The organism is Coprococcus intestinihominis, assembly GCF_040096555.1.
Lineage (GTDB): Bacteria > Bacillota > Clostridia > Lachnospirales > Lachnospiraceae > Coprococcus_A > Coprococcus_A intestinihominis.
The window spans coordinates 1-13,373 of sequence record NZ_JBBMEK010000068.1; the positions used below are offsets into that span (position 1 = coordinate 1).

The 13,373-nt window shown below is 41.6% G+C and carries 8 protein-coding genes and 1 pseudogene; all 9 read left to right on the forward strand.

Features of this window, described 5'->3' with window-relative positions:
• Positions 1-295 (forward strand): annotated as a pseudogene (locus WMO25_RS07200) (phosphoadenosine phosphosulfate reductase family protein); the annotation flags it as partial.
• Between the two features lie 63 nt (positions 296-358).
• Positions 359-820 carry a hypothetical protein gene (locus WMO25_RS07205; protein WP_025577477.1) on the forward strand — a complete coding sequence of 154 codons (462 nt, stop codon included), beginning with the start codon at positions 359-361 and terminating at the stop codon, positions 818-820.
• Positions 810-2,906 carry a C40 family peptidase gene (locus WMO25_RS07210; RefSeq protein WP_118340002.1) on the forward strand — a complete coding sequence of 699 codons (2,097 nt, stop codon included), beginning with the start codon at positions 810-812 and terminating at the stop codon, positions 2,904-2,906. The genes WMO25_RS07205 and WMO25_RS07210 overlap by 11 nt, the downstream gene beginning before the upstream one ends.
• Before the next feature lie 12 nt (positions 2,907-2,918).
• The gene (locus WMO25_RS07215; protein WP_055056107.1) at positions 2,919-3,125 is read left to right on the forward strand and encodes a DpnD/PcfM family protein; all 207 of its coding nucleotides are present in this window, start codon (positions 2,919-2,921) and stop codon (positions 3,123-3,125) included.
• A complete protein-coding gene (locus tag WMO25_RS07220) occupies positions 3,122-10,009 on the forward strand; it encodes a helicase-like domain-containing protein (RefSeq protein WP_287643036.1) in 6,888 nt (2,295 codons plus the stop codon). The genes WMO25_RS07215 and WMO25_RS07220 overlap by 4 nt, the downstream gene beginning before the upstream one ends.
• A 31-nt stretch (positions 10,010-10,040) precedes the next feature.
• Positions 10,041-10,652, forward strand: a complete 612-nt coding sequence (locus WMO25_RS07225) for a septation protein SpoVG family protein (RefSeq protein WP_195956095.1) — start codon at positions 10,041-10,043, stop codon at positions 10,650-10,652.
• Positions 10,653-10,731: 79 nt separating this feature from the next.
• Positions 10,732-10,971, forward strand: coding sequence for a flagellar export protein FliJ (locus WMO25_RS07230; RefSeq protein ID WP_118340008.1), 240 nt, complete (start codon positions 10,732-10,734; stop codon positions 10,969-10,971).
• A gap of 329 nt (positions 10,972-11,300) precedes the next feature.
• Entirely contained in the window at positions 11,301-11,987 is a 687-nt protein-coding gene (locus tag WMO25_RS07235; RefSeq protein ID WP_118340010.1) for a response regulator transcription factor, read from the forward strand.
• Positions 11,977-13,373, forward strand: a 1,397-nt coding sequence (locus WMO25_RS07240) for a HAMP domain-containing sensor histidine kinase (RefSeq protein WP_349084742.1), incomplete at its 3' end; no start/stop codon positions are given. The genes WMO25_RS07235 and WMO25_RS07240, both read left to right, overlap by 11 nt.

The following is a 13,373-nucleotide window of genomic DNA, read 5'->3' on the forward strand; positions in this document are numbered from 1 at the left end:
CATGAACCCTCTTTACGAAATGGGATTTCACCGGGTTGGCTGTGTAGGCTGTCCTATGGCAGGAAAACAAAGATACCGGGAGTTCCGCATCTTCCCGACCTATGAGAGGGCTTACCGGCGGGCTTTTGCTAAAATGCTGGAGTTAAGGAAAGCTGCAGGAAGGCAGTGCAATTCCCGCTTATGGTCAGATGTAGATGCTTTTTTCCGTTGGTGGATGGAAGATCCTGGTATCCCCGGACAGTATGAATTGTCCTTTCATGAAGATACCAATGAGATTTATTATGACTATTTGTAGTGGAAGGGAGGAGGAATTATCGCAAAATATCAATTATCTTTTGGACTGCAGTATGAAGCCTGGATGCTGGAAATCCGTATTCCGGACTGGCTGGAGTTTCCTTCTAAGGAGCAGGCACTAAAATATGGTGAGCAAGCTGAGGTTTCCGTTTTCTTAAAAGCGGAAGCTATTTTTTTGCTCTTTGATGGCAGTAAGGAGAAGATTTTACCGCAGCAGACGGAACTTTATCAGTTTTCCTACCTGAAAGAAAAGACTTATGACAGACTGGGACCGCCACTTTCCCCGGAAGACATAGACCATTTGGTAGAAGTGGGGGAATTGGAGCAGGTGCTGTTCAGTGAAAAATATATCCTGACAGAAGATGATTACCAGGAATTTTCCGGAAACCTTATGGAAGCCTTTCAGGAATTGGAAAAGGAGTACGGTCCACCACCCAGAGAAAAGGAACAGGGGTATCTGTTTCAGGCGCTCTGGTATCAGGCAGAAGAATTAAACCCCGGAGAGGGGGACTGCTTTGGAGATTAAGGTAAAAAAAGAAAAAGAGCCGGAGCTGAAATTAAAAAAAGAAGCCCAGGTGACGGTGCATAAGAAAAATCCTATTTTATCTGCAAAGGAAAAGAAAGCTGCTTTTACCTCTAAGCCGGTGGCCGATCTTTTAGGGCAGAGAAAGAAAAAAGAAGGGGCAGAAAAAGGGAAACAGCCGGAGCAGGGCAGAGAAGCGCTGTTTGAAAAACAAAAGGAAAAGAAAAAGCAAGCCGGGAAAGAGGCAGCAATCCGGGGAGCAGCAGAAGATAGAAAACAAAATGGAAAGGCCAAAAGCACCGTATCTGTACCGGGAACCTTACAGCCGGATCAGATGAAACAGGGGGTAGCACCAAACAGTCAGCCCTCTGCTGGTTTCCAGGCGAAGGAACAGTATCGGAGGGAACAGGCTGCAAAGCTGGCGGAAACAAAAAAATCTTCCCTGGCGAAGCAGACTGCCATAAAAGGGGTACGCCGGGGAGAGGCTGCTATATTGACCCAGTTAGAGGGCGGGGAGGAAGTCAATGATTCCCTTTATGTCATGGGGACAGCAACAAAACCGGCAGAAAAGATGTGGAAGGATCGGAATTATAGAAAGGCAGAGCAGGAATTAAAGGTAAAACAGGCAGATGGGAAGATCACCAATAAGCAGTTTTACAGACAAACAAAAGCAGTGAAAAAGAAACAGATGGAGAAACAGAAAAAACAGGCAGTCCGGCAGAGAAAAATCCAGTATATGATCAATAAGCTCACCGGAAATGGGCAGCAGGACAGTTTGGCACAGGTGGCAAAAGATATTGTAAAGATGAAAGCCTCTGTGTTTATGCTGAAGGTGGTCCAGTTTGCCGGGGCGCTTTTGGCTCCGCTGTTCAGTATTCTTCTTGTGGTGGCAATCCCTGTAGTGATTATCTTTTTCCTCTTATACTGTTCGCCACTTGGTGCGTTCATGCCAAATCCGTCTGAGGAGAACCCTACCGTCCGAGAAGTTTTAAGCGGTTACTACATGGACTTTAATACAAAACTTGGACAAAATGGGGAAGATGGGGCAGTTACCTATCTCCATGAGAAAAACGGGAATTATGTGAGTAATTACTATGATACTTTAATGGTTTATATGGTGAAGTATGGAACCGGGGATATAGGTGTGGATATGGATCAGCGGCATAAGGACAAGCTGAAGGAAATCTTTGATGAAATGAACAGTTTTGAAAACACGACCATAACCACTACCATAAAGGCAGGGGAAAGCCTGGGAAATGTTGTCACCAGCGGTTATTGCCAGTGCAGTATCTGTTGTGGACAGTGGGCAGGAGGACCTACAGCCTCCGGTGTCATGCCAAAACCGGACCATACCATTGCAGTAGATGCACAAAACCCCTTTGTCCCTATGGGAACCAGGATCATTATGAACGGGATTGAATATACCGTAGAAGATACCGGAGCATTTGACCGGTATGGGGTACAATTTGATGTTTTCTGTGCAGATCATGCAACTGCGTCTGCCTGGGGACATCAGACTTTTGAAGCGTTTCTGGCAGATGGGGACGAAAATGAGATTACGGTAACAAAGAAGGGCTGCTACGTCAAGAACCTGAATTATGAGGACTATATTGCACTTGGAAAGCTGACCGAAAAAGAAGAAGAACTTTTAAGGGAAGTCATGAGTGAGGAATTCCGAAATGAGATCCCTTCCTTTGGCGTAGGAAGTGACGTTGCAAATCTGGCACTGACGAAGGTAGGCTGCAAATACAGTCAGGAACACCGGTATGAGGAAGGATATTATGATTGCAGTTCCCTGGTACAGCGGTTGTATCAGGAGGTAGGCATTTCCCTTCCGGCGATTGCCTCTACCCAGGGAGAATTTATGGTAACACATGGGTTGGAAGTTACAGAAGGCGAACTGGAGCCGGGAGATCTGATTTTTTACTCTTATGAGCAGAATGGGCAGTTCCGCAATATTTCCCATGTGGCAATTTATGTTGGTAATGGCAGAATGGTACATGCAGCCAACAGCAGACGTGGAGTAGTGAATGACCCGTTCAATCCGTCGAACATTGGGCTGTATGGAAGACCCAGCCGCTTGCAGTAAGAAAGGAGAAGCATGGACGAAAAAGAATATGAAGTGACCATAACAGAAGTCCTGGAGAAAAAAGTAAGATACCGGGGCAGGAATGAACTGGAGGCAACTGCAAAAGCAGAAGCAGATTATTATGCAGAAAAAATCGTGCTGGGGGCAGATGATTTTTCCTATCGTGATATTTCTGCAAAAGAACTGGTACCTGTAAAAGAAAGAAGGAACAGCAGATGAAGCATATCACAAAAGTACGGGAACTGTATGAGGAAACCATACACTGGATTTCAGAGTCGGAGGATTCCTGGAAAAATTTCCTTTCCTGCATGGGGCGTTTGTATCAGTTGGACTTCTTAAATACCTGTATGGTATATGCCCAGCGCCCAGATGCGTCCGTTCTTGCAGGATATGATGCCTGGCTGGAAATGGATTTGCCGGTTGCCAGAGGAAGTAAAGGAATTGCAGTATTTCCTTCCAAAATTTTCGGGGAAGGAGTTACCCATGTTTATGATATTCAAGATGTAAAGGGACAGGGAATCCGGCCCTGGAACTGGCAGGTGAATGGGACAAACCGCAGACTGCTGGCAAGGGAGCTGTTCCCGGAAATCTACGAACAGGAAAAAAAGTTTAAAAATTCTTTAGACGCCTTTACAAGAACAAATGTTTGGTTTATGATAGAAGAGGAAGATGAAATTTTAAAATCCTTGCAGAAGCTGGCTGTCCTTATCGGAGAGGGACAGGAGGTAAAAGAAAACCAGATTACAGAGTTTCTTGTAAACAGTGTCTGTTATGCGGTGAAAAGCCGCTGCGGTATCCGAGATGACACCCTGGATTTTTCTTTTATCTGCGGTTTTTCAGAGAATGAGGAGGTTCTGTACCGGACAGGACGGTTAGTATCCCATTTATCTGGGCGGATTGTGTTACAGATTGCAAGGACCATGAAGAACATAGACCTTGAAAGGAGGCAGTATTATGGAAGGAATCGCAGGAATCCAGTACAGGGAAATGAATGGCGTACAGATACCAGTCTTAGAGGGCGTGATGAGCGAGGAGAAGATGCTGGCGTCCCTGAACCGTTACGGCAGGATCGCAGCACAGGAAATGAAGAGAACGGACCAGGCACAATACGAAATGATGCTCCTGTCCGGGAAACTGATGGAGCGGCTTATGAAAATCCAGACAGAAGCGGAGGAATACCACGAGAAACTGGCAGAAAGTTTTCTGAAGACCTGGACCAGGGAGGACAGGATAGACCCTTACAACACGTTGGAAATGACCAACCTTCGGATACAGGCGGATATGGAAGCACAGAAACAGGTTATGGAGGAGATCATTCAGCTCAGGATCGGATAAAACAGGAAAAAACAGAAGAGGATACAGAGAAAGGAACTGCTTCGGCGGTTCCTTTTCTGTCTGGGGAGATAGAACCTGCACAGCCGGAAAACTGGCAGAAAGAGAAAATTCTTCTGGAAATGACGGAGCAGGAGATACCATATAAAATTTATGAGTTTTACCGGAACAATCCAGAGGAAACAGACCGGGAAGCTTATCTTTATGAATTGTATGGAGATGTAAAAAGAGAAGCCCATACAAAAGACGGTATCCTGACCGCAGAAAGCGGTTCCAGTGGTTTTTATATCCTTTGGAGTGAGGGAACTTCCATGAAGGAGGCGTTCTGGTACTGGGACGAAGTTTCTTTGGAAATTGGGAAACGGATTGAAAAAGGGACCTATCTTCCTTTGTTATCTGTATCGGAGGAAGCCTTAGAAAATGGGGAAGAAACAGAGGAAGAAACCTTACAGCCAGAGAAAGTGCAGGAAGTGATTGAGGAAAAGGAACCAATCCCATTAGAAGAGATTGGCATAGCCTTTTATAAACAGAATATCCAGGCGGATATTTTAAAGAAAATGCTCTGTCTGGTCTATACGACCAATCAGCTACCGGAAGAAAAAGACCATTTTTTGAAGATGCTTTTGCTTCGGGAAGTACCGGAAGGCCAGCCTTATTATCTGGTGCGGACAGAACATGGAAGCTATGAGCTTTGTATTCAGGAAAATGGGATTAAGATCACCCTGCCGGAAAGCCAAGATTTTCTGCAGGAACTTTCCTGGGATCAGTTTGGCGGGCTTACTGCACATCTGGCAGAGGAGGACCAGATTGCCTATACCGAAGATTCAGAAACCTTAGAGCAGCAGGAGAATATGTACCGTCTGCTTCCCTGGTTTCCGGCATTATGGGAAGAATATAGCGAAATTCTTAAAAAGGAAGAGCTTTGGCAGGAAGGAAGAACCTCTGTCCAGACAGAAGGCAAGGAAGAAGCCGGAGATTATTATTACCCAGAAGGGTGGTTGCAGTTTACCGGTGGGGATAAAAGCCGGTATCAGAAAAATATCCGGGCAATCCGTATCTTAAAAACACTGGAGCAGGAAGAGAGAAATGCCACAAAAGAAGAACAGGAAATTCTTGCGGGGTATGTAGGGTGGGGCGGGCTGCCAAATGCTTTTAACAGTAAACGCCCGGAGTGGAAAAAAGAATATCAGGAATTGAAGGAACTGTTGACCGCAGAAGAATACGCCCAGGCAAGGGCCAGTGTCAACAGTTCTTTTTATACGCCGCCGGAAGTCGTGCGGGGTGTTTATAAAGCCCTGGAGCAGTTTGGATTCCAGAAGGGAAAAATTCTGGAACCGGCTATGGGGATTGGAAACTTTTTTCATGGTCTTCCGGAAAGTATGCAAAAATCCCAGCTTTATGGCGTGGAGATTGATGCCATAAGCGGAAGGATTGCACAAAAGCTCCACCCTTCAGCCAGTATCCAGATTAAAGGATTTGAAAAAACGGAATTTGAGGATAACAGCTTTGATGTAATTGTAGGAAACGTGCCTTTTGGGGATTTCCGTTTGTATGATCCCCGATATAAAAAGATGAAGTTGAAAGTCCATGATTATTTTATCCGGAAAAGCATGGACCTCCTTCGGCCAGGAGGCATTTTGGCAGTGGTAACTTCAAAAGGGACGTTGGATAAAAATGACAGCGCTGTGAGAAAAAATTTGGCAGAACAGGCAGACCTTTTAGGGGCAGTCCGGCTTCCGGCAGATTCTTTTGGAAAGAGCGCCAATACCGCAGTTACCAGTGACCTTTTGTTTTTTCAGAAAAAAGCAGAGCCTTCGATTGGGGAGCCAATCTGGACTTATACAGGGCTTACGGAAGACATGGTACCGGTAAATGAGTATTATCTGGAACACCCGGAAATGATGCTTGGGAAAATGGTCTGGTTTGAACAGTTTTTCGGGAAAGATTCCAAATATACAGCCCTGGTCAATGAAGCGGAAGACTTTGACCTGGAAAAAAGAATTTTGGACGCAGTTGGAGAGCTTCCTAAAAACTGTTATGAAGAAAGCATAGCAGAAAAAAAGAAGGAAGAGCAGGACGTCTTAGCTGCTTCCCCAAAGATACCTAATTATACGTTTACGGTGATACAGGACGAAGTATATTACCGGGAAGGGGAGTCTTTATACCGGAGTCAGGCAAAGGAAAGTGTGAAGCGCCGGATACGTGCCATGCATAAAATCCGCCTTCTGGTGCGTGAAATTTTACAGATACAGCAGGAAAATTGTTCTGACCAGGAACTGAAAAAGGCACAGGAACAGTTAAACCGTTTGTATGATGCCTTTGTGAAAACGCATGGATATTTCTGTGACCGGACAAATAAAATGGCGTTCCGGCAGGACAATGATTACCCCCTGCTATCTTCCCTGGAAGTGGTTGATGAGGACAAAAACGTAACCAAAGCCGATATTTTTTACAAAAGGACCATACGCCCCAGAGATGTGATAGACAAAGTGGAAAATGCCCAGGAAGCATTGCATATCAGTCTGTCAGAATATAACCGGGTGGATATTCCCTATATGCTCTCTCTTTATCTGGGAAACAGGAAAGAAATGCTCCAGGAATTAAAAGGGTTAATCTACCAGAACCCGGTACTGGCAAAAGAAGAAGATCCCAATGCAGGGTGGGAAACCGCAGATGAGTATTTAAGCGGAAATGTGCGGCAGAAGCTCCGTACTGCTAGGATTTATGCGCAGAACAATCCCTTGTTTGTAGACAACGTGGAAGCACTGGAAAAGGTACAGCCAAAAGAACTGACAGCGCCTGAGATCAGTGTAAAACTGGGAACAACCTGGATTGAAAATGAGGATTACGAACAGTTTATATATGAGCTTTTGGAAATCCCGGAGAGCAACCAGAGAAACTATTGCGCTCATAGTGGCCATGCCCTCAAGATTGAGCGCTTAGATGCAGATATGTCTTACCATATTGACAGGGGAAATTTTTTTGGAGGAACCATTCGTACCAGGGAAACCTATGGCACAAGATTTATGGATGCGATCAGCATTATAGAGGAACTGTTAAACAGCCGGATTGTGACCATACGGGACCGGGTGCAGGAAGGGGAAAAGGTGCGTTATGTGATTAATCGGAAGGAAACCATGCTTGCCAGGGATAAGGCGGAGCAGATAAAAGAAGCCTTCCGGGACTGGATTTTTAAGGAACCAGAGCGCAGAAAAAAATATGTGGATTTTTACAATGAAACCTTTAACTGCGACAGACAACGAAGCTATGATGGCTCTTATTTAAAACTGCCGGGACTGAACCCTTTGTTAAAACTGCGTCCTTATCAGAAAAATGCTGTAGCAAGGGCATTGCTGTGTGGAGGGAACACCTTGCTTGCCCATACGGTAGGCACTGGTAAATCTCTGGAAATGATCTGTATCTGTATGGAGATGAGGAGGCTGGGGCTGGCAACGAAACCCCTTCTTACGGTTCCCAACCACCTGACCTTCCAGATGGGGGCAGAATTTTTGCGGGCCTACCCAGATGCGAAGATCCTGATTACCAGAAAAGAAGATTTTCAGAAGGAAAACCGCAGGCGCATGATTGCCAGAATGGCAACAGGGGATTATGACTGTATTATTATCGGACATACGCAGTTCCAGAGAATTGCCATTTCCCCTGACCGGCAAAGAGCCATGATAGAAGAACAGGCAGAGCAACTGGTAGAAGCCATTAACCAGGCAAGGGAAGAAGCAGGAAAGAACTGGTCCATAAAGCAGATGGAAAGCAGAAAGAAAAAACTGTTGCAGAAAATCGAAGAACTGAACAATGAAGAAATCAAAGATGATGTGATGTACTTTGAAGAAACAGGCGTAGATGCCTTATTTGTAGACGAAGCGCACCTGTTCAAGAACTTGGAAATTTTTACGAAAATGAACAATGTTGCGGGTCTGGGTTCCAGCGGTTCCCAGAGGGCTATGGATATGCGTATGAAAATCCAGTATATCAACGAAAAAAATCAGGGAAGGGGCGTCATTATGGCAACGGGAACCCCTCTGTCAAACTCAATGGTGGAACTTTATGTGATGCAGTTATATCTGCAGGAAAGGCGGCTTCACGAAAAGGGGATTTACCATTTTGATGCATGGGCTTCTGTGTTTGGGGAAGTTACCAGCTCTTTGGAACTGGCACCGGAAGGTACTGGTTACCGGATGCGGACCAGGTTTAATAAGTTTATCAATCTGCCGGAACTGATACACCTGTTTAAAGAAATAGCAGACATTATTCTGCCTGATATGCTAGATATTAAGCGGCCAGAATTAAAGGACGGAAAATATAAGGTTGTAGTATCGGAAGCCTCTGATTATGTCAAAGAACGTATGCAGGAAATGGTGGAAAGGGCAGAAGCAATCCATAGAGGTGTGGTAGATCCAAAGGACGACAATATGCTCCGGATTACCGGGGAAGCAAGGCTTTTGGGTACAGATCCCCGGCTTTTGGACAGTTATGCTCCGGTAGATTCGGATTCCAAACTGAATAAAGCAGTAGAAAACATTTACCAGGAATATGTACAGTCCCAGGAACAGAAAGGAACCCAGATTGTTTTTTCGGATATTGGGACACCCGGACCTGGGAAAGCGTTTACCGTCTATGATTATTTAAAACAGGAACTGATTACCAGAGGTGTTCCAGAGGAAGAAATCTGTTTTATCCATGATGCAAAAACAGATGAACAGAGGGACCGTATGTTTTCCGATGTCAGAGCCGGAAGGAAACGGATTATTATAGGAAGTACCGAAAAACTGGGAGTAGGAACCAATATCCAGACCAGAATGGTGGCGGCACATCATATCGACTGCCCCTGGAAACCCTCTGATATTGAACAGCGGGAAGGGCGTATTATCCGCCAGGGGAATGAAAATGAGGAAGTCAATATTTACCGCTATGTAACAAAGGGTTCTTTTGATGCTTATTTATGGGGCATTGTAGAAACAAAACAGCGGTTTATCAGCCAGGTATTTACCAGCCGGGAACTGGCAAGGATCTGTGAGGATATAGATGAAACCGTACTAAACTTTGCAGAGATTAAAGCGGTAGCTTCTGAAAATCCCCTGATTATGGAAAAAATACAAGTAGATAATGAAGTGGCACGTCTGAGAATTTTAAAAGCTGCACATGAAGGGAAACGGTTTGCTTTGCAGGATGCGGTTACGTTCCAGTACCCGAAAAGGATACAAAGTCTGGAGAAAGAACTGCAATCGCTTCAAATGGATTTGGACCGTAGGAACCAGGCTATGGAAGTACAGCCGGGGTTTGCAATCACGCTGCAGGGAAAAGTCTATGAGAAGCATAAAGAAGCAGGGGAAGTCCTGCGTGGGATTATAGAAGGTGTGACAGCTTTTACCAGGCACGAAGTCGGTATGTATAAGGGATTTCAGGTATTTGTCCAAAAGGATATGATGGAGCCGGTATTGTTCCTTCAGGGAGAGAAGGAATATAGTGTGGAGTTAAAAAGCAGTGACTCCGGCAATATGGTCCGTATGGAAAACCGCTTGAATGCCCTTGATAAAGCAGTAGAAGATGTTCAAAAAGAAATTAAGACCTGTGAAAATGAGATAAAAAATGCAAAGCAGGAATATGCAAAGCCTTTCCCGTATGAGGAGCTTTTAAAAGAAAACATTACCCGGCAGATGGAGATTGATGCAGAACTGGAAATCAAGGACCAGGAGGAGTGTGTGGAAGTGCAGGAGGAAACCAAAAATCTTCCATGCCAGACAGCGGTTCGGTAAAGAAAAGTAGAGTAGAAAAGGAGATCACAATATGGAATATAATATCAGAGTATATAAACCGGAATTGAAACAGGAAGAAGGAAAGATCAATAATCTGAAAGGATTTGCTACCATTACCTTTGATGAGGCCTTCTGTGTGAAAAGTCTTGCAATTAAAGAGTCCTCGAAAGGAAATCTGTACCTCGATATGCCCCGTTACAGAGATTACGAAACAGGGGAGTATGTTCCTTTTTTTCGGTTTACCGATAAGGAATTTCAAAAGGAAGTGTTGGATACTGTAAGGGAAGCCTATGAGAATATGACAGAAACTAAAACAGACTGTAAGGGCAGTTGGGGAGAGGAAGAACTGTATTACAATCTGAGTGTAAATCCGGTACAGGGAAGCGATACCTTTAAGGCAGATGTTGCCATTCGTCTGCAGGACGTATTGGCAATCCAGCAGCTTCATGTGATCCAGGCATGGAACGGAAAAACCTTTGTAGGTATGCCCCAGAAAAATTCTGCAAAAGGAGAACGGGAGGACATTGCCCATGCAGTTAATGCAGAATTTAAGGCAGATCTGGAAAGTGCAATCATGGACGAATACAATAAAAAGATGGAATATGCCAAAAGCCAGAAACAGCAGCGAAGAAACGGGAGGTAAGAAAAGTCCAGAAAAATATATGGTGTTTTCCGATAAAGAGTGATACAATAAAGAAAATATCGTATTAGGAGGAGCAGATATGCCAAGACGCAAAAAAATGGAGAATATATCTCTGGAGGAGCAGCTAGTAACTGTAGAACAGGAGATTAAAACAACAGAGGCAGAATTAAAAGAACTGCGTCTGAAAGCAAAGGACCTCAGGAAGAAAATCGAAGATAAACAGAAAGATGAGATATTTAGCGCATTGATTGCTTCCGGAAAAACTGTGGAAGAGGTAATGAAGTATTTAAAATCTGGTAATGAAGAAAAGGCTGAATAAGATAAGAGAAAATGCCGTTACGGGTGATGATAAAAACCTGTAGCGGCATTTTTTATGTAAAAGCTTTGAAATTTCAAATATTAGTTTACTACGAAAAATGTGATTTACTATATTTTGTTTGATAAGTGATATTTGTGGGAGAAAATTATCATGAAGTGCTAAAATGGTAATTGGCTAATGAATATATAAAATTGTTTGTAAGAATTGAAGTTGGCGTAAATATGGAATATAATAGTTATATCAAACAAATTCAATATTATAGAAATATGAAAAGAAGAAAAGTTCATTTCAAGTACAAAAACTGTTATGCGACAAAATGGAGGTGAAATATGTTTACTATTTTAATTGTAGAAGATTCTAAAGAAATTTTAGATTTGATGGTTTTACATTTAGAAGATAAATATAATTTAATTAAAGCAGAAGATGGCATTAATGCAATAAAAATTGCTAAAAAAGAAAAAATTGATTTGCTTATTTTAGATATTATGTTGCCATTAGTAAATGGTTATGAGTGTATGAAAGCAATAAGAGAAAAAAAGAATATTCCTATTATTATTGTATCAGCTAAAAGTACAGATGAAGATAAGATTATTGGATTGCAAAAAGGTGCTGATGATTATTTAGCAAAACCATTTAATCCATTAGAGTTGGTAGCAAGGGTCGATGCTCAACTTAGAAGATTTTATGAATTTGGTAGTGCAGAGGAAATTCAAGAAGAAGTTATCTGTTTTCAGAATCTAAAATTGGACTGTAAAGAATGTTGCTTATATAAAGATGAAGAAAAAATATGTTTGACAAATAAGGAATATAAACTTTTGAAATTACTGATGAATAATCCAAAACGGGTTTTTACTAAAAAGGCTATTTTTGAAGCTGTATGGGAAGACGAGTATTTATATGATAGTAATACAATAATGGTTTATATTAGTAAATTAAGGGACTATATAGAAGAAGATTCTAAAAATCCTCAGTTTATTATTACAGTAAGGGGGTTAGGATATAAATTTGGAAAATAGAAAGAAGAAACTAGAAGTAACGCTTATAAAAAACTTTTGTTTTTTTTCAATAGTGATTGTTATTATATTTGCAATCGTGGCGAGTGTAATAAGTGTATTTAATAACTCAAAAATTGTTAATACATTAGAGGAAAAGTATATTGTCAGTTGTGAGGGAAAAAGCCGATATGAAGATATAGATATTTCAGAGTTAAAAAGAAATGGTGCATGGTTTGAAATATTGAATACAGATTACGAAAGACAATATCCGAGAGCAGAATATAAAAAATACACTAGCATAGAAATTATAGATATTGTAAATGGTAATTATGAAATTGATGGAAAAAAATATAGAGGGATTGTTAAAAAGTTTTATGATGAACAGAACAGACAGCGAATACAGGTAACTTTTTTTCCGATAGATTTCTTGCGAGTAACGCCAACCATAAACATTCCTTTAGAGGCAGAATCAATTCACTTTTTAGGGATTTATATAGTAGGTATTATTTTATTTGGAATTGGGTATTGTTTAACCGTTTTTTGTGTGTCTAAGAAAATAAAGGTAGAATTGACCAAGCCAATCAATTTATTAAAAGAAGCAATGAAAGAATTAGGAAGTGGGAATTATAAAAAAAGACTATCTTTTAAAGCAGAGTATGAATTTGTGGAGATGGCAAATTCTTTTAATTGTATGGCGCAAGAAATGGAAGATGCTGTAAAACAAAAAGAAGAAGAAGAACGGTTGAGGAGACAATTGATCTCGGATATTGGTCATGATATAAGAACACCTTTAACAGTTGTTCAAGGATATTTACTAACTGTTATAAATGATTTAGAAAATAGCAAAAGTAAGAACATAGAATATTTGAAGCGTTGTTTTGAAAGCAGTGTTGAAATGGAGCAGTTACTTCAGCAATTAAGCGATTATAATAGGATGTTTCGAGTCGATTACAAATTAAACAAAGAATTAGTGGATTTTACTGAGTTTGTGAAAAATATTTTGGCAGATCAATACCATTATATTGAGGTAAATAAAAACATTTTGAGAGTGGAGGTTGATGAGGAGGAAAGAAATATCTTCATTGATAAAAGAGAAATGCGTCGAGCAATTATAAATTTACTGAATAATGCAGTACAACATAATGATGAAGATACGACTATTGAAATTAGACTGACAGAATATGATAGAAAAATATATCTTGTTATAGCGGATGATGGGAAAAAAATTCCAAAAGATATTAGTTCGTGTATGTATGAACCATTTGTTAAAGGAGATCAATCGAGAAATGATAGTAGTAATAGTGGATTAGGACTTGCAATTGTAAAAAAAGTTCTGGATGTACATGAAGCAGCTATTTATTTTGAGCAGCCATATAAGAAATATACAAAGGCATTTATAATTGTGAT